Here is a 20,355-nt window from a genome sequence, read left to right on the forward strand (position 1 = left end):
ACCCTAGCCCTCCCAGGTGAAATAGGTGGGCAGGTCGCGCATTCGTGGGGCGGCGGCGTCCTTGTCCGACAGGATGGGCGGGCCGTCGAGGCCCCAGTCGATCGCCAGATCCGGATCGTCGTAGCGCACCGCCGCATCACAGTCCGGCGAGTAATAATCGGAGCATTTGTAGATGATTTCGGTGTCGGGCTGCTGGGTGACAAAGCCATGCAGGAAGCCTTCTGGAACGAGCAGTTGGCGGCCGTTCTCAAAACTCAAATCAACGCCGATCCAGCGCCCGTAGGTGGGGCTGCCATGACGGATATCGGCCACCACGTCCATGAATGCGCCTCGTCCGCAGCGCACCAGCTTGGCCTGTGCGTGTGGCGGGGTCTGAAAATGCAACCCGCGCAGTGTGCCGGGTTCCACGGACATGGAGTGGTTGTCCTGCACGAAGTCGATTTCAACGCCATGCCCGGCCATGCGACGGCGGTTCCAGCTTTCGGAAAAGAAGCCCCTCGCATCGCCGAACCGGTCCGGTTCGATGATCAGGACACCGGGTAATTCGGTCGTCAGAACCTGCACGCAGCGCACTCCTTTTCGAGTTCCGCGTTTGACTTAGCAAGGCCCGCCCGACTTGTCACGAGAAAGGGTTCAGGTCGACTCGAAGCGGATGTCGCCGTCGTTGACGATGGCGGCGGTCAGCCGTCCGGAAGCGTAGGCACCGGTATCTATGGCGACGCGGCCCTGATCTATTACGGGGGCCGATACGATGGTGTGGCCATGGATGATCCAGATGCCGTCGCGGCGCGGGCTGGTCATGAAGTCGGGATGTCCCCAACGCAGCACATGGCCGGGCTGCGAATCGAGCGGCAGGGCCGGGTCGGCACCGGCATGCACCACCGCGAGATTGCCCACGCGCCAGCCCGATTGCAGCCCGTCGAGCCAGTCGATGAGCGGACCGCCCATCGCTTTAACTAGGGCATCGCGCGCGGTTCGAAGCCGGTCATCGGGGCTCGTTTCGGTCAGTCCGGCGATGCCGAAACTGGCCATTGTCTGAAGCCCGCCATTCCGGAACCAGCGCCGGCCATATGTTTCCGGCTGCTCGAGGAAGTTCAGCAGCATTTCCTCGTGGTTGCCCTTGAGGCAGATGATGTCGGAACTGGACTGCAGAATGCGCAACACGTCAGCCGACCGGTCGCCACGATCAATGTAATCGCCAACGCAGATCACCTGCAGGTCGGGCTCGAGCCGCGCCAGCAGCGTTTCCAGCAGATCGGCGCGGCCGTGAATATCGCCGATGGCCGCAAGCGGAACCAAGGGAGCCGGTCGGCCAAATTCGCAAAGCTCCTTGCGCGTAGGTGAGAACAGGGACTTCAGTAGCTTCATCTGGTCTTTCTTGTGTCGCAATTATCGGGACGGATATATGTCAGCGGGTGCGAAATGACCACGCTTTGACATCCGGCTTGCACTTTTTTCGCTCACGGTCTCTAACGGTCGTGACCTTTTTGTCATTGATTGCTACACGGCCAAGAGACTTATTGCGGAGGGTGGCGTTTTGCGGGGCAGATTGTTGATCGCGGCTTTAGCGGTCTTAGCGCTAGGGGCGTGCGGCACGCTTTATCGGTCCGCGTCGGTGACGGCTGGCGTAACAGATGAAAGCAAAGTCCGGGTTGTTCCGATCACTGCTGAGACCGTACTTCAGGCAAATCGCTCCGAACGCTCGCCGCAGACATTACCGGCGGTATTTTCCATGACGGCAGGGACCGGCGGTGGCTTGCGCGGTGCGGGCGCGTTGCCCGAGGCGCCGGTCATGCCGGAACAGCGTCCTGCGCGGATGTCGCTGAACCTGCCGCCGGATGTTCCGGCGGAGCCTTATAGGATCGGTGTCGGAGATGTTGTGCTGCTGTCGGTACCGCGCGATGCGCAGCTGGCCGCGGAATTCCCCGGCCTGCTCGCGGCAGAGAATTCTCGTCAGGGATATACGGTACAGGACGATGGCGCAATCAATGTCCCCGATGTGGGCCGCGTGCGCATTGTCGGTCAGACCATCGAGGAGGCCGAAGCAGATCTTTTCCAGCGGTTGGTCGAGGCGGGCATCGATCCGACCTTCAGTCTCGAAATTTCAGAGTTTAATTCCCGGCGGGTGTCAATTGGTGGTGCCGTCCGGGAGCCTGCGGTCGTTCCCGTGACGCTGACGCCACTCTATCTCGATGAAGCGCTCGCAGCCGCCGGCGGGTTGGATGTGGAAGATCCGGATTTTGCCGCAATCCGGCTTTATCGTGATGGCCAACTCTACCAGATTCCGCTCAACGATCTTTTTTCGCAAAGTGGTTTGCGGCGTATGCGTCTGACAGACGGTGATGCAATCTTTGTCGACGCTGCCTTTGAGCTCAGCAAGGCGCAGGCCTATTTCGAGCAGCAGATCCGGTTGTCTGAACTGCGTAGGACAGCGCGTGGTGAGGCGTTGCGCAACCTGTCGGAAGAGATCGCGATTCGGCGCAGCGAACTGGACGAAGCGAGGGAGAATTACCAAGCGCGGCGCGAACTCGGGATGGATGATCGCGACTATGTCTACGTTGCAGGCGAAGTGGACCGGCAGTCGCGGTTCGCACTGCCGATAGGGCGCACCGCGACGCTGGCTGATGCCCTGTTTGACGAGGCGGGTGGGGCCGCTCAGGGCACGGGCGATGTGACCGAGGTTTATGTCCTGCGCGCGGCGACCGACCCGCGCGAATTCGGGGCCGTGACGGCTTGGCATCTCAACGGTCGGAACGCCGCAAATCTTGCGCTGGCGACGCGATTTGAGCTGCGGCCCGATGACATGGTGTTCGTGGCCGAAATGCCGATCACGCGGTGGAACCGTGCGATAACGCAAATCCTACCTCAGGTTGTCGTGACGGGTGCCGGGGTGGCGGCTCGCTAATTGCTCAGAGCGCAGTGCTCGGCGTGGTGAGTCGTGATTGAGGCGCTTGTTTCCAAGCACGCAGAGCGGGAATCAGTCCCCTTGGATCTTCTTATGATAGAGTTACGTCTCGAATAGACCTGCTGATGTTTCTGCAACCAGTGATTGTCAGGCCGGCAATCTGCTTTTCCGAGTATTTGGCTGTTCTTGCGTCCCATTCACGCGAAAAACAGCCCATGGCCGGTCACTTATAAGCGGAAACTCTTCCGGTAAGCCTTTTAACCAAACTTTACATTTACGTGTTCTTACCGGTCTGGTAACGATCATTTCGGGCATGCTGTCAAATGCCCTCGTGTAAGTGGTTACGAAATTTATGGTGCGGGGGTATGGTGTTGAAACATGATTTCATCGGGTCGGAGAGCAGTCGGGAAGTGGTGCCGCATCACGCGAGGCGTCCAGCTCGATTTTATCATCGTATTGGCAAGCCGGTTTTCGATTGTTCGATATCGCTTCTGCTGCTGCCGGTTTTTCTGTTTTTCTGCGGCACGCTCCTGATCCTGAATCCGTTCCTGAACAAGGGGCCGTTGTTTTTTATCCAGCCGCGCATGGGGCGCAACTGCAAGGCGTTTCCTGCGATCAAATTTCGGACGATGAAGTCTGCCGAGCGCATCACGCGAAGTGCCGAGGATCCTCTGGAGGTTGACCGCATCACCACGCTTGGGAGTATAATCCGCAAGACCCGAATTGATGAGCTTCCTCAGATACTCAATGTCTTGCGCGGAGAGATGAGCCTGATCGGGCCGCGTCCTGACTATTTCCACCACGCTCGGCGGTATGTGAAAACGGTTCGTGGGTATCGCCAGCGGCATCAGGTGCGTCCGGGTATCAGCGGCCTCGCACAAACCGAGCTTGGATATGTAAACTGCAGTGAAGGCACGCAGCTGAAGGTGCAGCTTGATCTACGCTATGTAGAGAACTTGAGCTTCCAGATGGACGTTTATGTATTCCGGCGCACCCTGGAAACTGTCTTTGGTCGCAAGGGTTGCTGATTGATTGCGCGTGTGTGTTTGTCGTTGACACGGGTCCCGGTGGCATGCCGGGATTTTCGTTTGGGTGATGTTGTTGCCCCAGAGACGGCGCGCATCCCCGAAACATCTGGACGATGTTACCGATAGGGTTGTTTGGTATGGGATTTGCCGTGACGTGTGGGCCATGCTAATGCAAGTCACAGCGTAGCAGAGCCTGCGCTGCGCGTCGCTGGAGATGGTCGGACAATCCAAGAACAAGGGCTCGGGTCTCGTGAGTACGGTAATGCAAAGCAAAACATCGAAAGTCGTGCACCCTCTGCGCGAGCAGACACAGGCGCATCAGCAAATCGTGCAACAGGACGACAGTGACGAAATCGACCTGAGCGCGCTGCTAGGTACGATCTGGCGTGGCAAAGGGCTGATTGCGTTGTGTTTTGTCGGTGCTGTCGTTTTGGGCGGATACTATGCGTTCGGCATGGCGACGCCCCTCTATACCGCCAAATCTACGGTTATTCTCGAGGCACAGGAACAAAGCGTCGCGGGTTTGGAAAGCGTCGTCGGCGGTTTATCCACCGATTCCAGTGAGGTTAATTCCGAATTGGAAGTCTTGCGTGCCCGCGGTCTGATCGGAAAAGTTGTCGACGAACTAAACCTCGTATCGGATCCCGAGTTCAATAGTGCTCTGCGCGATCCGGGGACGCTCGCGGCGGTCGAGGGATGGGTCCAATCGGTTTTGCCGCTAGGCGACACCGGCGAGATCGTGCTTGAAAACCGGGAGCGTGATGCGGTGGTCTCTACGCTTCTGGAAAAGATGACCGTTACGAACGTGCGTAATAGTCTTGTCTTCGACATCACGGTGGAGACGGAAAGCCCGGCAAAATCCGCCTTGATCGCTGATACCATTGCTGACCTATACATTCTTGATCAAATCGAGGTGAAGTTCGACAAGACCGAGCAGGCAACGGCATGGTTGAGCGATCGGGTTGCAGAACTCCAGATCGATCTGGAAAGCGCGGAAGAGGCTGTCGCAGCGTTCAGTTCGCAAACCGAGCTTGTCTCCGAAGACGCGTTGCGCGCGCTAGAGCGGCAGCTAAAGGACACGCGCGACCGGATTGAGCCGCTTACGGAGAACCGCGCAGAGGTTTCGAGCCAACTCGAGGCTTTGACCGAGGCCGACACTCGTGACGCGCGTGTCGAATTGGCAAATGATCCGCAACTGACGCGCATCTGGGGGCAGATGCAGTCCGGTGACGGGGGCGAGGCGGCGTTTGACGCACGATTTGAGCGTATCTTGGCTCAAACTGAGGTTGAGGTGACACGCGCGTCCCAGCAGATCCAATCGCTTCAAGATGCAGCAAAATCGCTGTCGAAACGAATAGAGTCCCAGAGCCAAGACTTGATCCGCTTGCAGCAACTGACCCGTGAAGCCGAGGCGACGCGGCTACTCTATGAGCATTTTCTGACGCGCCTCAAGGAGACCTCGGCGCAGCAGGGGATTCAACAGGCGGATAGCCGGATCCTATCGAATGCGGTCGTGCCGATAAACGCCTCATTCCCGCGAAAATCGCTGGTTCTGGCGCTCTCGGGTGTGCTCGGAGTGATGCTGGGCGTGGCCCTGGTGCTGCTGCGCGAATTGCGAAACAACAGCTTCCGGACAGCTGATGACCTGGAGCGGCAGACCGGGATCACCGTGATGGGGCAGGTGCCCGTTATTCCCGCGCGCGCGCGTGGTGACGTGCTGCAATACATGCGGGACAAGCCGACCTCTGCCGCTGTCGAGGCGGTGCGGAACCTGCGCACATCGATCCTGCTGTCGGATGTAGATAATCCCCCGCAAGTGATTGTATCGACCTCCTCCGTGCCGGGTGAGGGCAAGACGACCAATGCTCTGGCGCTTGCGCAGAACCTGATCGGCATGGGCAAGAAGGTGTTGTTGATCGAGGGCGACATTCGTCGCCGGACCCTCAATGAGTACTTCAAGGATGTCCCGACGCACGGCATCGTGTCCATTCTGAGCGATGAAAAGACGTTTGATGACGTGGTGTTTCACCCGGCAGAATTCGACGGCGCGATCCTGCCGGGTGACAAGAGCAAGGTGAATGCGGCCGATCTGTTTGCATCGGAAAAGTTCCGAAGCTTCTTGACGGAACTGCGTCAGCGCTACGACATCATCATCATCGATACGCCGCCGGTGCTTGTGGTGCCGGATGCGCGGATCATTTCGCAAAGTGCCGACGCGCTCCTTTTCTCGGTAAAATGGGACAGCACAAGCCGTGCGCAAGTCTTGGAGTCCCTGCGTCTGTTGCAAACATCCAACATCCGTCCCACCGGTTTTGTCCTGAGCCAGATCAGCCCGAAAGGCATGAAGAAATATGGCTATGGTGGGCAATATGGGGCATACGGTGCCTACGGCTCGAAGTACTACAACAACTGATGCGCTCGGGGGACGGAGTGTCTGTCAAATGCGATGCGCGGGGCTTGTTGCACGCGCGTCGCGCGGCTAGAAGTTGACGCAATCGGCCCGGATAATTTCGGCCCTTGCTACGGCATGGACGCAGGGGCGAAACGCGTCCCCATTGAAACTGAGGAGCAGTTCCACCAATGTTTCTTCGCTCCAAGCCTGTCTGGGTGGTATGTGGCCTTCTGATATCCGTTTCTTCCGTGGCGCTTGCACAGACGATGTCGACCTATGGCACGCCCGGGCTCGTGGAGATGCCTACGGCCGAGATGCTCAATGATGACGAGTTGGCCTTTACTGCGAGCACCTTCAACAACACGACGAGATATGCGCTCACCTATCAGATTTTTCAAAGGATGAACGCCACTTTCCGCTACACCCTGATCGATGATTGGGGACCGCAGAATATCAACAATGCAGACCGCTCATTCGACGTGAATTTTCTGCTCGCACGGGAAAACGACTGGCGTCCCTCTGTCGTTCTGGGTCTGAGAGACATTGTCGGCACGGGTATTTTCAGCGCAGAGTACATAGTGGCGACCAAGACAGTGGGCCCGGGGCTGCGCTTTTCCGGTGGCCTGGGGTGGGGGCGCTTGGGTGGGCGTGGTGGCGTGACCAACCCGCTCGGGATCTTTGACTCGCGGTTTGAGACCCGCCCGCCACGATCTGATGTCGGTGTGTCCACCGGCGGCACAATCGACGGGAGCGCATGGTTTCGCGGCGATATGGCGTTCTTTGGAGGCGTGAGTTGGGATGTGACCGACAAGCTCACCCTGAATGCGGAATTTTCTCCTGACCGCTATGCCGAAGAGGCACAGCAGGGTGCGGAATTCATCGACGAGCCTTGGAATGTCAGCTTGACCTATGGGTTCGACAATGGGGTCGCATTGACGGGATATGTTCTTGGCGGCAGCGAGGTCGGGTTGCAGCTGGGATACAGTCTGAATCCGAAGAGGCCGCCGCAACCAGGCGGTGCTGAGCCCGCGGCACCCGCGCTCGTCCCGGCCGAGAGCGTAGCCGCAGCGAGCTGGAACCTACCCGAGAACCGAAGTGCGGGGCAGCCGCGCGAGGTTTTGAGGGCGCGTCTTGAGGATGAGGGGCTTCAGTTCGATGGAGTGGCGATTTCAGGGGCGAAAGCGGTTGTCCGGGTCGAGAACAATCGCTGGAACAATGAAGCGCAGGCAGCGGGGCGCGTGGCCCGTGTGATGGCAAATACATTGTCTCCGAATATCCAGGAATTCGGCATCGTGTTTCAGCGGGACGGCGTACCGATCAGCCGGGTGACGATGATCAGAAACGATCTTTACGAGCTTGAGCACGATTTGGATGGGGCCTGGCGCAGTTTTGCCCGCGCCGACATCAAGGACGCGGCCCGCGTTGCTGAGTCCGAAATCGCAGAGGACCGGTTTCCGGCGTTCAGCGCTGAGTTGATTCCCTTTCTGCAATTCTCATTTTTCGATCCCGATGAGCCGTTGCGGTACGAGTTCGGCCCCGAGCTTGTTCTTGATTACACGCCTGCTCCGGGGCTGAGCTTTTCAAGCAGCGTGCGCTATCCTCTGCTGGGGACGATCGACGATACGTCACGGCAATCAGACTCCGTTTTGCCTCGGGTGCGCTCGGAGGCGTTTCGCTATTCTCAGGAGTCCGACATTCAACTCAACCGTTTGACCGCAAGTTATCTGTTCCGTCCTGGAAAGGATCTGTTTGGGCGGATTACCGGCGGTTATCTTGAGACGATGTTCGGTGGCGTATCCGGCGAATTGCTATGGCATCCGGTCAACAGTCGTTTGGCTCTCGGGGTGGAGGTCAACTATGCCAAGCAGCGCGATTTCGACGTGCTGTTCGGGTTTCAAGATTACGACGTCGTGACCGGGCATGCCTCTGCCTATTACGAGTTCGACAATGGTTTTTTGGCCCAGGTTGATGCCGGGCGGTATCTCGCGAAAGACTGGGGGGCCACGTTTACACTGACTCGCGAGTTCGAAAACGGGTTTCGGATCGGCGGCTTCTTTACACTCACGGATGTGCCGTTCAGCGAATTTGGCGAAGGCTCCTTCGACAAGGGTATTACCATCGAAATCCCGGTTTCCTGGTTGACCGGGAGACCGACGCGGAATTCGATCAGCGAAACGATCCGCCCGCTCCTGCGTGACGGGGGGGCACGGCTCAACGTGGCAGACCGGCTCTATACAGTCACCCGCGACTACCGTGCAAACTCGTTCGAAGACGGTTGGGGAAGGTTCTTCAGATGATCAGCAAAGTAATCAGGCTGACTTTGCTCGCCGCTCCGGTGCTTTTCGCAGGGTGTGATACGCTTGTTGATCCAAACGGGACAATCGCGCAACTGCAGCAAGTAACTGGGAACGATCGCGAAAATCCGGAAGTTCTAAGAGCGGCACAGGCCGGAGGCGCGTTGCTTCAGATCGGGCTGGTCGAACGGGATTTGCAAACAGCGGTTGTGCTCGAAACCCAACGAGACGGCATTGATACATGGCGCAGTGTCGATGGCGCGGCTTTGATTACCGAGAACGGAATGCTGCGGGGGACTCGCGGCTTGTCTATGGTTTGGCTTTCATCGGATGTCAGTCAGCCTTTGGCGATGGTCACACGCCTTCAGGACGGGAAGGTGGAGCGGTTTCACTCCTACCTTGGCGGCGAAGATCAGGTTGTGACGCGCAGCTATGTTTGCGATATCGATACCCGGGGGCCAAGAGAGGTCAATCTCGGTGTCCGGGTGGCGCAGACCGTGCTCATGCGGGAAACCTGCTATGGTCTGGATGACGAATTCTTCAACCTGTACTGGGTTGAGAACGGGCGCATCATACAATCCCGCCAATGGGGCGGCCCGGGTGTTGGTGCCATATCGACGCGGGTCGTCGAGGGTTAAAAGTGATCATTCATTGAAGCAGCACGCTTGTTTTGAGCCGTTCTCGAAAAAGAAAAAGCCCGCAGAGCTGCGGGCTTTTCCGGGAAATCTCATCACTTGCGAGGGATCAGTTGGTCCCGGGAGTGCTGACCGTGCTGTTTGACCCGTCGCTGCCACCCGAAAGTGCGCCAGCTACAGTTACTACAGCTATGGAACCGGCAATAATCAGCGGAAGGGTCATATCGGCTCCACCTTGCGAGCTGACGGTGGGCAAGTTAAGGCAAGCATCGGTCTCGGCGTTCGCCGCAACCGAACAGTCAACGTTTTGTGCGGAAACAGACCCGGCGAAAGCCGTGACTGCGAGGGTAAGTGCAATAGTCGTGCGTTTCATAACGTACTCCTTAACATTTCTCGAACTCAATAACATGACTTCCGCTATCCATGCCACCTTTAGTTGAAGAAATCCAGTGGAACGGCAGATTTTTTCCTATGTGATTTCGTGCCGGGGCCGCGCGGAGGCCTGAGCCTGCCAGAACGCTCGTCCGAGGTGGCATGTTTGTCACAGTTTGACTCGCTCATGAGGTAACGTTTTGTACATATATGGTAGAGGTTGAGGTGCCGTGGAGTCGGACGGCTCTGACAGGCTTGGCCCCCATACGCGTGTAGAATCGGTGGGCGGGGATCAGGCTCTCGCCTACGACAATTCGGTAGGCCGGCACATGTATGGCGCGAAAGTGGTCGTTAAGGCCTTGATAAAGCCGCTCCGCCGTGCCGCTGCCCCGAAATGTAGGATCGACGGCGATACTGAACAGTTCATGCCGCGGCAGGATATGTGCGTCTCCGCTTGTGTCGCGGCGCCTCAGGATTTCGAGGATGCCCCTGATCTTGCGCGGCTGAACGAGAGCTGGAGCAAGAGACAGGCCCAAGCGTGGCCAATCGCGCAACATCTGGCGATAGACCGGCCCCATACCGCACCCGCCTGTGACAAAGCCGGTGATGCGGGGACCATCTTTTTCGACAATCAGAACCGCAGTGTCGCAGAGGTCGATTGCCCGATAGAGTACAGTCAGGAAGCGCGGTCCGAGGCTTGAAAGAAAACCTTGCGAGATGGCGCTGGCATGCAGTTCTGCTACTTGCCTAATTGTCTGCGCGTCATGCGGCATTGTTTACAGCATGCCAGTTCACATCCTCCGCGATGTCCTCTGGCGGTCTTGGCAGGTCCGGAAAGATACGCCAGACGATGCCGGAGCGCGGGATCAGAACCACCCAGACCGTGAGCATGATCAACAACAGATAGGTGGTCACGCTCTGGTTGCGGACATACCACTCTTCCAGCTTGCCCTTGTAGGGCATGATCACGTGATCGTAAAAACGGTCGGGATTGTTGGCGGCGTGCATCATGTCTTCTTCGCCGCGAAATACGATTGAGCCGATGCCCGAGAGCCCTGGCCGAACGGTCGTGATCGCGTGTTGCGAGGCGTCGGGGAATGCGTCGAAACAGCGTTGCGTCTGGGGGCGCGGCCCGATCAGGCTCATGTCGCCGAGAAGGATATTCAGAAGCTGTGGCAGTTCGTTTATCTTGGTCTTTCGCAGGAACCTCCCGACCGGCAGGACGCGCGGATCATCCTTGAGCGTGACCGTGCCGGTGCCCATGTTTGGGCTGTTTTTCAGCATCGTGGCAAATTTCAGAAGGCTGAAATGCCCGCCGCCGCGCCCGACACGGTTCTGACGGAAAAAGACTTCGCCTTCACCGCTGAACCGCAGAATGATGGCGATCGGCACCAGCAACGGTGACAGCAGCGCGAGCGCTGTGCCGGAGAAAAGGACATCGAGAAGGCGCTGCAACATGGTCTACATCCTTGAGTCAAGATACTTGCCGGTTTCCTTGTGATTGAAATCCGGGATCATGGCGTTGAAAAGGGCGACGATTTCCGGCTTGTCCCATGGTTGGGCGGATCGAATCCGCGCAATTTCGGCGATGAAGTGGTCGAGTTTCGCCGCCTCGAAATCCGGCGTATTGCGGATCACGCCGATATTGGCAAAGCGTTCCATGTCCAGATCTTCGGTCTCGGTGAAGAACTCCTCGAAATCCTTTTCGCCGGTTGTGTCGGAGGCAAAGAAGTAAACCGGCCATTTGCCCAGTGGGATCAGGTCGGTGGCGCTGTCGCGGGCTTCGTCTTCGGTGGCGCATTCGTAAGGCTCATATCCGCGCGCCCGCAGGTAGCGGGTCGCGATATCCGAAAATCGGGTCAGGTTCAGCGCCTCGCTGAGCTTGGGAAAGAAGATATCTCTATTTTCACCCAAAAGGCAGGACATGAGGCAAAGTTCGCCGGATTCCTGCGGTGTCACGAAATAGCGCCGGACGTCGTTTGGCGCTGAAATCGGCTGATTCTTGGCAAACCTTTGGTTGAAACCGTGCAACAGCGATCCATCGGAAAAGGCAACATTTGCGAACCGCGCCGTGGAGATCGGCAGGCTCAGGCTCTCGCGCATGAGAAACATTTCCATGATCCTCTTGCTGGCTCCCATCATGTTGACCGGATTCGCGGCCTTGTCCGTTGAGACGCAGAAGTATTTGCTGGCTCCCGTGTCGCGCGCAGCCTGTAGCGTTGAGATCGTGTTGAGCACATTGACCTCTATCAACCGCATGAGCGTATAGGGGTCCTTTTCGCTGCGGACATGCTTTAACGCAGACAAGTTGAGTACGTAGTCATAGCCCGTGTTGGCGGACATGAGCGCCTCGAATTCCCGGCTACCACAGTCGATTGCAAAGGTGCGGAAATCGGCGTCGTTATAGCCTAGCGTGCTGCGGATGTCGCGCACCAGTTCGACCATGTTGTTTTCGCTGATATCCACCACATGCAGAGCCCGGGGATTGCGTTTGAATATCTCACGCGTGACGGCCTGTCCGATGGAACCCGCGCCGCCGATCACGAGAAAGCGAGAGGCTCCGACCCGCTCGCGCAATGCAGCGTCATGACGCGCGATATCGGTATCGAAAAGTTGCCGGTCGCGGCCGATCAGGTCCAAGATATTCATGCGTTCAGCCTTTGAAACTCGTTTTCGGGGACACTGGAGGGAATGTTGACAATTCGATCAACCAGCCATCGCGAGGTCTCTAACCCGTCTGTCTGGCACTGTGAGAAGGCATCAAGTTCGCTCATCAGGCGCCAGATCGGTCGTGTCATGACGCCTTTGGAATTGGTGTATTCGAGAAAGGTGTCGCGCTCTGCGCGATCTTTGAGGCGCAGTGCGTTAAGCCAGAAATTCGTTGTCGTGCCTTCGATGGGATCTACAAAATGCATGCCGTGCTCCTGACAGAAGGCCCGATAACGCGCTGCCGTATCGGCCTTAATCTTTAGCATTGCCGGGAGTTTTTCCATCTGGGCACACCCCAGTGCCGCGTTGAGATTGGGCATCCGGTAATTGTAACCGACCTCATCATGCACGAATTCCCATGCATGCGGCACCTTGGCCGTAGTTGTCAGGTGCTTGGCGCGATCAGCCAGCGCATGATCGTTGGTGATGATCATACCGCCGCCGCCGGTTGTGATGATCTTGTTGCCATTGAAGCTCAGCGTTGCCAGCTTGCCGAAAGAGCCCGTGTGGCGGTTGCCGACATAGCTGCCAAGCGACTCCGCCGCATCTTCGACCAGCGTGATCCCGAATTCGTCGCAGATGGCTGCGATTTCCGCGATGCGGCAGGGCAGGCCAAAGGTGTGCATCGGCACGCAGGCTGCAATCCGTGCGCCGGTCGTTGCATTGAGTGTTTGCCCACCCGCGCGCCGGGTGTTGGTTTCCAGCCAACGGCGCAGTGCCGCGGGACTCATCCCCATTGTATCTTCATCGACATCGATGAAGACCGGGGATGCGCCGATATAGCTGATCGCGTTGCAGGTCGCCACGAAGGTCAGAGCCTGGGATAAAACCTCGTCGCCCGGACTCACATCCGCGACGAGCAGAGCCATATGCAACGCAGCGGTGCCGTTCATCGTCGCAATGGCGCGGGCGCAGCCGGTGAACTGGGCGGTGCGCTCTTCGAATTCGGTAACACGCGCCCCCACTGATGAGACGAAATTGGAGTCTATGGTTTCGCTAAGATAGGTCCGCTCATTCCCTTCGAACACTGGGCGATGCAGGGGAACCGGAGATGGGCCGAAGATCGTGTGAACGAGATCTATCAACGAGTCTGCAACGCATGAATCTTGTTTTATTTTCATCAGCTTACTCTTCTCTCGGAACTCAAACAGCAGGTAGGGAAAGAGGCGGCGTTAAGGCGTGTATATATGCTTTTGCGCAGGGTCTACACGCCATGCCTGGCCCAGACAAGCCCGTGCACTTGACGCCGTCCTGGCGTTCGGTTGATTCATCCCGTGTCAATCTCTTTGGCTGGATGTTTGCGCGTGACACCCGCCGGTTCCAGGTGGGGTTTCAACCAAAGGAGCCACCATGAATCCCTTCGAAAACCGTATTGCTGCCCTGTCCGGTCCGGCAACCGATGCCATTCCCGTAACCCCTGACGATTCCACGGATCTGTCGCATGTCGCCATCGGTCTCTATATCGAGAATGCGGGCCTTCTGAGCGTCGTTACCGTCACCGGAGAGACCCGCATCTTGTCGGTTGCCGGTTTTTCGATCCTGCCGGTGGGTGTGCGGCGGGTCAATGCCACCGGAACCACCGCATCCGGGATTCACGCGCTGGTTCTCGCATGAAGACCGTCAGGGATATTTCAATCACAGCGGTTCCCAAGACGCTTGATGTCGACTGGACGCCGGACGCGATCTTTCGCGATACAAATCAGGGGGCGTGGTTCGATCCCTCGGATATCAGCACGCTCTTTCAGGACGTCGCGGCGACAGTGCCGGTGAGTGCAGATGGTCATCCTGTGGCGGTCATGCGCGACAAATCCGGGCACGGCAACGACGCGGTTCAGACCAACGCGGCGCGCCGTCCGACATGGCGCAGTGACGGCACCCTGGCCTGGCTCGAATTCGACGGGGTTGACGACCGGATGCTGTGCAGCCCGATCGTGTTCGAGACCTCGGATACGCTGAACTGTTGTGCAGGAATGTCCTATGTTCCCGGCGGGGCAGGCTGGGGTGCTTTGCGCTCTCTGGTCGCCACGGGCGTGTATGCCGGGCTATCCAATCCGTCGATAACCGGTACGATTTCCAATTCCGGTGGGGTGTTCTCGCTTAATGGAGATGCTGCGCCGAATGATCGAAAAGAACTGCGCGAGGCGTTGTTTTCGCCGGCCGTTCTGTCCGGACGTGAGGTCCAGACGTCCAGTTTCTCGTCCCAGCCTTGGCAGTTCTTCGGCTATTGGAACACCTCGCCGCCGGGTGGGCGATTGTTTGGATATGTCGAATATGAAGGGTCCGCTGGGGCAGAGTTTGCATCGTTGCGGGCCTGGATGGCGAAAAAAACCAGTGCGGCGGCATGAGGTGTTCGATCATGATCATGTTGCCCGCCGCCATTAGTTTTGCGCTGCCTAAGGTGGCCAATGTTCAGATCGATGCGGTGTCTCTGGGTCATTTCGATGATGCACTGATAGGGCAGGGGCTGCAGCGGGTAGGAATGCGATAACGGCCAGAGTGTGCCTAGCGCCGCGCGCCCGTTACCCATGCCACCCAATCCTGAGAGAGTCGCGCGCGGGAAAACTCGGTCTCGGCCAGATTGCGCGCCGCCTCGCCCATCCTGATCAGTGCCGCGCGATCCTCCGACGCCGTGATCAGGGCATCGGCAAAGGCCTCCGGGTCATCGGGCGGCACTGAGAAGCCGCAGGCGTTCTGTTCGATCAATCCGGCCAGCCAGCCAGGGTAGTTGTTGAGCACCGGGAGCCCTGCGGCGATATAGTCGAAAAACTTGTTGGGTGAGGTGCCGTAATAGAATGCCGGTACGTTCCTGAGACATTGCAGCCCTAGGTCCGCCCCCGCTAGAAGCCCGCAAAGCTCGGTCTTGGGGACGGGGTCGAGAAAGAGCACATTATCGAGACCCTCGCGCGAGGCACGCGCCGCAAGATCGGGTTTTTCACGACCCTGGCCCACCAGCGCGATTTGGATATCGTCGCGCCCTCGCGTCTTGAGCACTGCCGCCACATCGAGCACCGCGCCCAGCCCGTTGGCATGCCCATGGGTGCCGGAAAAGACTGCGAGCATTTGATCGTCCCGTACACCCTCCGGTCGCCACGCGGCCCCACTGGAGGCGAAGAGGTCCAGATCGCAGCCATTGGGCACCAGCGTGATCCGATCCTCCGGCACACCGCGTCGTGCGATCCCTTCGACGATCCCCGGCGACAGTCCGATCAGTCGATGCGCGGCATGATAGGAGGACCATTCCAGCGCTGACATCAGACCCAGCACGACCGGGTTTCGAACAATCCCCATCGCCTTGGGCAATTCCGGCCACAGATCGCGCACTTCGAACACGAAGGGGCGTCGGCCGAAAAGGCGCGCGGCAATGCCGGGAATACCCGCTGTCAGCGGCGTGGTGGTGGCAAACACCACATCTGCCGGTTCCCGAAGCGCCAGGCGGACCGACCCCATGGCGAATTTCGCGAACACGCTCAGCCGTGCGACAAACCCCATCTCGTTGCCGTAATTGAGATCGAATTCGATGATGTCAATTCCGTCGACCGTGCCGCGCCGCTTGCCGCGCTGAAATGGGCCTGTCAGCCCGGTTTTTCCCTGCGCGTAGCTGCCGCAGACCATCGTGACCCGGTGCCCCGCGCGCAGGGCGGCCTGTGCCATTTCATAGGACCGCGTGCCGGCGGATCCCTGCGGAGTTGAGAAATGCTGATGAAAATAAAGGATGCGCATGTCAGTAAGTGATCCTTGTGGTGACGGTCGCGGGGGCGTCGAGGGTGATCTCGAGCACGGGCAGGTCGTCTTTTTGCTGGTAGTAGCGCGACTCGGCGGCGCGGGTGAGGTCGAGTTGTGGAACGGCCCCCTCGGCTGTGATCTGCAATCGTACCTTCCCGCCAGTCACGCCGGTCGTGTCCAGCGCATAATCGTCTGGCGCCAAGCGCCAGCGCAGGCAGGCCCGCTCGAACTGCCCCCCGATGCGATCTGTGATCGTCATATACCCGTCATTCAGTGCGATCCGCCGGTGATGACGTGCGCCGTACCCGTCGCGGTATCCCGCGGACGCGGCCAGCCCGTCCTGTGTTGCGCGAACCTCTTCGACGTGCTCGGCCTTCAGCCAGTCACCGAACAGGAACCGCCCCAGACGTGGCATCTGATCGCGCCCGTCGAAGGTGACGGTGTTATGCGCGCTTGTCCCGCCAAACCATTCGGCCCCTTCGCTGTTATAGCTGTACGTGCCCGCATCGCGCAGCAGGTTGCGGCCCTCGTGCCAAAGGTCCAGATGCAGCGCGTCCGCCTGACCGGGGCGAAAGCGAAAGCGTGGATAGCGCAGCACCGCCAGCGTGTCGCCCTGCCGAAGCACATGGTAGCCCCCGTCATCAAAGGAGCGCGTGGGCGCGGCGGCGCAATGTTCGGGCAGGGCAATCCCAAACCATTCCAGCACATCATCCCATCGGCCGGGCGCGTAGGCGCGCTTCCCCGCAAAGAGCGTCATCGCAAGCTGAACTGATGGTCTGAAATCGCGGTAATCGCTGTCGATCAGCGGGATCAGCCGCGCACCGTCATTGGCCCCGATGTTGGGCGCGTCTCCGCTCTGAGGGTCGGTCATCGCAAATAGCCATGTGGCTGCCGCGGCCAGCCGTTCATGCAAAAGAGGCGAGAACGCAGGCAGATCACGGTGCCGCCGCCACGCTTCGGCCAGCGAGTAGCTATCCAGCATAACCCGGTGATAGGTGACCGAATACTGGCTAAAGCTGCCGTCCGGCGCGATAAGCGTTTGCGCGCGCTCTTCCAGCCAACGCCGACCTTTGCGCGCCCATTTGGCAGCATCCGGATGATGACCGGCCAGCAGGCTGCCACCGACGAAAAGCGCCGTCGCCTCGGAGGTGCCGTGATTGTTGTCCTGCCCGATTGCATAGGACATGGTGGGCGCAATGCGCTTCAAATTACCGGTGAGCAGATCGACCAGACCCTGCTCGGGCCGGTCATCCTGCCCCAAGAGCCACGCCACGACACACAGGTGCATGACCCGGATCGAGGCCTCCTGGCCGCATTTCCAGTTCGGGCCTTTGAAGGGCGGGTTATGCGCCGCCCAATCATCAAGCCAGCAATTCAGCCGGGAGAGCGCCTGCGCATCACCCTGCGCGGCTTGCGTGCCCCAGGCCACCGCCCAGTCAAAGCGCGACAATTCCCAGACGCCCTTGATGTCGCCATGGCCAAAATCGGGAATACGCCACCAGTCGCGCGAGGCATCCGGCTGTGGCTGGTCCGAAAAGGGATTGGCAAACCAGTCTGGAGGCGTCTCGGGCAGAGGCTGCTGATACCAGCCAAAATCCCAGGTCGTGCTCGTCCAGGACAGATTTGGCGCGGGGCGCGCAGACCATGCCTGCGTGGCGCGAAAGAATGGACCTCGCGCCACCGATGCAGAGAGCTTTTGCACCGGATGTAGGCCCGAGCGCAGCCCGAGCCGATAGATCGCCACGCGCGCGATATTGACCGGCCCCAAGCGGGCCAGCGTGCGCAGCTTGCTCAGGCGTGTCATGCCTGAGCGCGCAACTGGTCTGCTGTTTCCAGGGTCACGCGCGCGACCTCGAAAAGTTCTTCCGCCGGAATCGGCGCCGAGCCGCCCTGTTCGACGGCCGCGAGAAACGCGGCCGCACATGCGGTTTGTCCCTTGTCTTGCCGCCAGAGGTTCTGCTTCTTGAAACCGGGCCAGTTGAAGCCGCGCAGCTTGAGAAAATTGTCGAGTTGCAAGGTGCGGCCAGCCGCGAAAACCTCGACGCGCTCCTTGGGAAAGGACGCACCGCCATTGGCGAGATAATGAATGGTGCCGAATGAGCCGTCTGCAAATCCCAGCATGATGGCGGCCTTGTCCTCGCTCACGGCCTCGGCATCGGTTCCGCCCATACGCCGCGCCTGCACCGACGTGATCGGCGCATCGGCCAGAAATCGCATCAGGTCTATGTAATGGCAGGCCTCGCCGATGATGCGCCCGCCGCCCACAGCAGGGTCTTGCGTCCAGTGATCGGCGGGAATTGCACCGGCATTCATGACCATGACGAAACTCTTCGGCGCGGTAACGGCTGTCAGCAGCTTTTTCATGACCTGAACCTGCGGCGCGAACCGGCGGTTGAACCCGACCATAAGCTGGCGGTCACTTGTCGCATGGGCGGCGCGCACGTCTTCCAGTTCATCATGCGTCAGGGCCAGCGGTTTTTCGACAAATACATGCTTACCCGCCCGCAGTGCCTGTGCGGTCAGGCGGGCGTGGCTGTTATGTCGCGTCACGATGGCGATGGTGTTGATCGCTGGATCGGCGATCAGTGCGTCCGTGTCGGAGGTTGCCTTGGCAAACCGGCCTGTACGCCCGTGCAGCACTGCATTGGTACCGCCGGCCGAGGCAATCGTGTGCAACTGTGCGCGCGCCGCCTTAAACGCCGGGATCAACATTCGCGAAGCGTAGTTGCCCGCGCCGATAAAGCCCACGATTGGCTTGCCCGACGCGGAGGCCGTAATCTCGGACGCGGGCAGGTCGACATGCGTGCAGTGTCGCCCCTCGACTGAATGCTCATAGCTCAGCACGATACCGAGGGCCGATTTATCGCGACTCAACAGCTCGTAGGCGCGGGGGGCCTCCTCGAACGGGATCCGGTGGCTGATCAGCGGCGCAACATCCAAAGCGCCTGCCGCCATCAAATCAAGCACCGCGTCGAAGTTGCGCTTCTCGGTCCAGCGCACGAACCCGATGGGATAATCCTGCCCCTGTTCTTCATAGGCGGCATCATACCGCCCCGGCCCGTAGGAGCACGACACCTGAAAGCTCAGCTCCTTTTCGTAGAAATCCGCGCGGGTCAGTTCCAGCCCGGTGACGCCTACCAGAACGATCCGCCCGCGCTTGCGGCACATGCGTGCCGCTTGCGTGATCGGGTCGGAAGACTTGGTCGAGGCGGTGACGATCACCCCGTCCACACCCGCCCCCCGGCTGAACGCAAGGCCCGCCGCAACCGGGTCTTCGCCCGCAGCGGGGTTGCATATCTGAGCCCCGAACTGCCGCGCCAGTTCCAGCTTTTCCGCGTCGAAATCCACCGCCATGACCCGGCAGCCCTGTGCGCGCAGCATCTGCACCGTCAGAATCCCGATCAGCCCAACGCCGGTGACCACAAAACTTTCGCCCAACGTGGGCTGTGCCAGCCTGATCCCCTGTAGCCCGATGCTGGCCACGACCGTGAAGGCGGCGGTCTCGTCGCTGACGCCATCGGGGATACGCGCACAGAGATTCTTCTGCACGCTGACTACGTCGGCATGCGGGCCGTTCGAGACCACGCGGTCGCCGGGCTGAAATCCCTCCGTCCCGCTTTCGCGCACCACGCCCACATTGCAATACCCCAGCGGAATCGGCTGCGCGAGCTTGGAGCGCACGGCGTCCACCGTCGTCATCAACCCGTCGGTCGCCACCTTGTCGAGCACCTGGCGCACCTTGTCGGGCTGCTGCCGCGCCTTCGAGATCACCCCGGCACGCCCGAAATCGACCAGCATCCGCTCGGTACCGGTGGAGATCAGCGACACGGTGGTGTCGATCAGCACCTGCCCCTTGCGCGCCCGCGGGGCCGGGGCCTCAACCAGTTCAGACTGGCCGGTGGAGAGGTTCTGGAGGATTTGTTTCATGCTCATTAACGCCTTGAAAATCTGAAGGATAATTTTCTTCCGGGGTTTAACAGATACTTGCTCAATAAGGTGCCGATGATTGCCAAAACAAGCATAAATGTTGGGGCGTATAGTGAACCGCGCGCCCACATTATCGACACATAAAAGCAAAAGAGGTATGGATATGCGGCGCAGTCGGGAAATTTTCTAAGCACATTTTCAACGCATCGCATGTTGGCAAAGGAAAACAGGATCCAAAGAGGAAAGATCGCTCTGACTGTGTAGCAATAACTCCAAACACAAAAAAGCGCGTGTTGTAAAGACTGCCCCAATGGCGACAGGCGGGCTGTCTTGGGGGTATCAAGGCCGCCGTGTCATTCCCAAAGAGGGG

The 20,355-nt window shown here is 59.2% G+C and carries 18 protein-coding genes; 8 read left to right on the forward strand and 10 right to left on the reverse strand.

Annotation, left to right across the window (positions count from 1 at the left end):
- Window positions 1-3 precede the first annotated feature (3 nt).
- Complete coding sequence (rfbC, locus tag RID11_RS05990; protein WP_350136515.1) at window positions 4-564, reverse strand: dTDP-4-dehydrorhamnose 3,5-epimerase; 561 nt, start codon at window positions 562-564, stop codon at window positions 4-6.
- 69 nt (window positions 565-633) lie between these two features.
- The gene (locus tag RID11_RS05995) at window positions 634-1,299 is read right to left on the reverse strand and encodes a metallophosphoesterase (protein ID WP_350136517.1); all 666 of its coding nucleotides are present in this window, start codon (window positions 1,297-1,299) and stop codon (window positions 634-636) included.
- Window positions 1,300-1,549: 250 nt separating this feature from the next.
- On the opposite strand from RID11_RS05995, the gene RID11_RS06000 reads away from it, so the two are divergent.
- The 5 genes from RID11_RS06000 to RID11_RS06020 all read left to right on the forward strand — a co-directional run bounded on the left by RID11_RS06000 (window position 1,550) and on the right by RID11_RS06020 (window position 9,257).
- Window positions 1,550-2,905, forward strand: a complete 1,356-nt coding sequence (locus RID11_RS06000) for a polysaccharide biosynthesis/export family protein (protein ID WP_350136519.1) — start codon at window positions 1,550-1,552, stop codon at window positions 2,903-2,905.
- 365 nt (window positions 2,906-3,270) lie between these two features.
- The gene (locus RID11_RS06005; protein ID WP_502949339.1) at window positions 3,271-3,933 is read left to right on the forward strand and encodes a sugar transferase; all 663 of its coding nucleotides are present in this window, start codon (window positions 3,271-3,273) and stop codon (window positions 3,931-3,933) included.
- Between the two features lie 262 nt (window positions 3,934-4,195).
- Window positions 4,196-6,346 carry a GumC family protein gene (locus RID11_RS06010; protein WP_350136523.1) on the forward strand — a complete coding sequence of 717 codons (2,151 nt, stop codon included), beginning with the start codon at window positions 4,196-4,198 and terminating at the stop codon, window positions 6,344-6,346.
- A gap of 245 nt (window positions 6,347-6,591) precedes the next feature.
- A complete protein-coding gene (locus RID11_RS06015) occupies window positions 6,592-8,622 on the forward strand; it encodes a YjbH domain-containing protein (protein ID WP_350136525.1) in 2,031 nt (676 codons plus the stop codon).
- Entirely contained in the window at window positions 8,619-9,257 is a 639-nt protein-coding gene (locus RID11_RS06020) for a YjbF family lipoprotein (protein WP_350136526.1), read from the forward strand. Before RID11_RS06015 ends, RID11_RS06020 begins: the two co-directional genes overlap by 4 nt.
- 106 nt (window positions 9,258-9,363) lie before the next feature.
- On the opposite strand, the gene RID11_RS06025 is transcribed toward RID11_RS06020, so the two are convergent.
- The 5 genes from RID11_RS06025 to RID11_RS06045 all read right to left on the reverse strand — a co-directional run bounded on the left by RID11_RS06025 (window position 9,364) and on the right by RID11_RS06045 (window position 13,456).
- Window positions 9,364-9,627: a hypothetical protein gene (locus RID11_RS06025; RefSeq protein WP_350136528.1), complete on the reverse strand. Its 264-nt coding sequence runs from the start codon at window positions 9,625-9,627 to the stop codon at window positions 9,364-9,366.
- A gap of 184 nt (window positions 9,628-9,811) precedes the next feature.
- Window positions 9,812-10,399: a GNAT family N-acetyltransferase gene (locus tag RID11_RS06030; RefSeq protein ID WP_350136529.1), complete on the reverse strand. Its 588-nt coding sequence runs from the start codon at window positions 10,397-10,399 to the stop codon at window positions 9,812-9,814.
- On the reverse strand, window positions 10,389-11,084 hold the full coding sequence (locus tag RID11_RS06035; protein WP_350136531.1) for a sugar transferase: 696 nt from the start codon (window positions 11,082-11,084) through the stop codon (window positions 10,389-10,391). The genes RID11_RS06030 and RID11_RS06035 overlap by 11 nt, the downstream gene beginning before the upstream one ends.
- A gap of 3 nt (window positions 11,085-11,087) precedes the next feature.
- Entirely contained in the window at window positions 11,088-12,275 is a 1,188-nt protein-coding gene (locus tag RID11_RS06040; protein ID WP_350136533.1) for a UDP-N-acetylglucosamine 4,6-dehydratase, read from the reverse strand.
- Window positions 12,272-13,456, reverse strand: a complete 1,185-nt coding sequence (locus tag RID11_RS06045; RefSeq protein ID WP_350136535.1) for a LegC family aminotransferase — start codon at window positions 13,454-13,456, stop codon at window positions 12,272-12,274. The genes RID11_RS06040 and RID11_RS06045 overlap by 4 nt, the downstream gene beginning before the upstream one ends.
- 229 nt (window positions 13,457-13,685) lie before the next feature.
- Between RID11_RS06045 and RID11_RS06050 the strand changes: the two genes are divergently transcribed.
- The 3 genes from RID11_RS06050 to RID11_RS06060 are packed head-to-tail and all read left to right on the forward strand — an operon-like array spanning window position 13,686 to window position 14,823.
- Window positions 13,686-13,949 (forward strand): spike base protein, RCAP_Rcc01079 family, encoded by a 264-nt coding sequence (locus RID11_RS06050; RefSeq protein ID WP_350136537.1) that lies wholly within the window; start codon window positions 13,686-13,688, stop codon window positions 13,947-13,949.
- The gene (locus RID11_RS06055) at window positions 13,946-14,680 is read left to right on the forward strand and encodes a hypothetical protein (RefSeq protein ID WP_350136539.1); all 735 of its coding nucleotides are present in this window, start codon (window positions 13,946-13,948) and stop codon (window positions 14,678-14,680) included. The genes RID11_RS06050 and RID11_RS06055 overlap by 4 nt, the downstream gene beginning before the upstream one ends.
- Window positions 14,681-14,691: 11 nt before the next feature.
- A complete protein-coding gene (locus RID11_RS06060; protein WP_350136541.1) occupies window positions 14,692-14,823 on the forward strand; it encodes a hypothetical protein in 132 nt (43 codons plus the stop codon).
- A 14-nt stretch (window positions 14,824-14,837) separates the two neighbouring features.
- Here RID11_RS06060 and RID11_RS06065 read toward each other — a convergent pair whose 3' ends face one another.
- The 3 genes from RID11_RS06065 to RID11_RS06075 are packed head-to-tail and all read right to left on the reverse strand — an operon-like array spanning window position 14,838 to window position 19,985.
- Window positions 14,838-16,055, reverse strand: coding sequence for a glycosyltransferase family 4 protein (locus RID11_RS06065; RefSeq protein ID WP_350136543.1), 1,218 nt, complete (start codon window positions 16,053-16,055; stop codon window positions 14,838-14,840).
- 1 nt (window position 16,056) lies between these two features.
- Complete coding sequence (locus tag RID11_RS06070) at window positions 16,057-17,862, reverse strand: heparinase II/III family protein (RefSeq protein ID WP_350136545.1); 1,806 nt, start codon at window positions 17,860-17,862, stop codon at window positions 16,057-16,059.
- Entirely contained in the window at window positions 17,859-19,985 is a 2,127-nt protein-coding gene (locus RID11_RS06075) for a bi-domain-containing oxidoreductase (RefSeq protein WP_350136546.1), read from the reverse strand. Before RID11_RS06075 ends, RID11_RS06070 begins: the two co-directional genes overlap by 4 nt.
- Between the last annotated feature and the right edge of the window lie 370 nt (window positions 19,986-20,355).

Origin of the sequence: Roseovarius sp. (genome assembly GCF_040219995.1) — a bacterium.
GTDB lineage: Bacteria > Pseudomonadota > Alphaproteobacteria > Rhodobacterales > Rhodobacteraceae > Roseovarius.

Excerpts from the sequence above, each read along its gene's own strand:
- RID11_RS06005 (WP_502949339.1), top strand. The coding sequence starts at position 3,271 with ATGGTGTTGAAACATGATTTCATCGGGTCGGAGAGCAGTCGGGAAGTG.
- RID11_RS06010 (WP_350136523.1), top strand. The coding sequence starts at position 4,196 with ATGCAAAGCAAAACATCGAAAGTCGTGCACCCTCTGCGCGAGCAGACA.
- RID11_RS06015 (WP_350136525.1), top strand. The coding sequence starts at position 6,592 with ATGTCGACCTATGGCACGCCCGGGCTCGTGGAGATGCCTACGGCCGAG.
- RID11_RS06020 (WP_350136526.1), top strand. The coding sequence starts at position 8,619 with ATGATCAGCAAAGTAATCAGGCTGACTTTGCTCGCCGCTCCGGTGCTT.
- RID11_RS06025 (WP_350136528.1), bottom strand. The coding sequence starts at position 9,627 with ATGAAACGCACGACTATTGCACTTACCCTCGCAGTCACGGCTTTCGCC.
- RID11_RS06030 (WP_350136529.1), bottom strand. The coding sequence starts at position 10,399 with ATGCCGCATGACGCGCAGACAATTAGGCAAGTAGCAGAACTGCATGCC.
- RID11_RS06035 (WP_350136531.1), bottom strand. The coding sequence starts at position 11,084 with ATGTTGCAGCGCCTTCTCGATGTCCTTTTCTCCGGCACAGCGCTCGCG.
- RID11_RS06040 (WP_350136533.1), bottom strand. The coding sequence starts at position 12,275 with ATGAATATCTTGGACCTGATCGGCCGCGACCGGCAACTTTTCGATACC.
- RID11_RS06045 (WP_350136535.1), bottom strand. The coding sequence starts at position 13,456 with ATGAAAATAAAACAAGATTCATGCGTTGCAGACTCGTTGATAGATCTC.
- RID11_RS06050 (WP_350136537.1), top strand. The coding sequence starts at position 13,686 with ATGAATCCCTTCGAAAACCGTATTGCTGCCCTGTCCGGTCCGGCAACC.
- RID11_RS06055 (WP_350136539.1), top strand. The coding sequence starts at position 13,946 with ATGAAGACCGTCAGGGATATTTCAATCACAGCGGTTCCCAAGACGCTT.
- RID11_RS06060 (WP_350136541.1), top strand. The coding sequence starts at position 14,692 with ATGATCATGTTGCCCGCCGCCATTAGTTTTGCGCTGCCTAAGGTGGCC.
- RID11_RS06065 (WP_350136543.1), bottom strand. The coding sequence starts at position 16,055 with ATGCGCATCCTTTATTTTCATCAGCATTTCTCAACTCCGCAGGGATCC.
- RID11_RS06070 (WP_350136545.1), bottom strand. The coding sequence starts at position 17,862 with ATGACACGCCTGAGCAAGCTGCGCACGCTGGCCCGCTTGGGGCCGGTC.
- RID11_RS06075 (WP_350136546.1), bottom strand. The coding sequence starts at position 19,985 with ATGAAACAAATCCTCCAGAACCTCTCCACCGGCCAGTCTGAACTGGTT.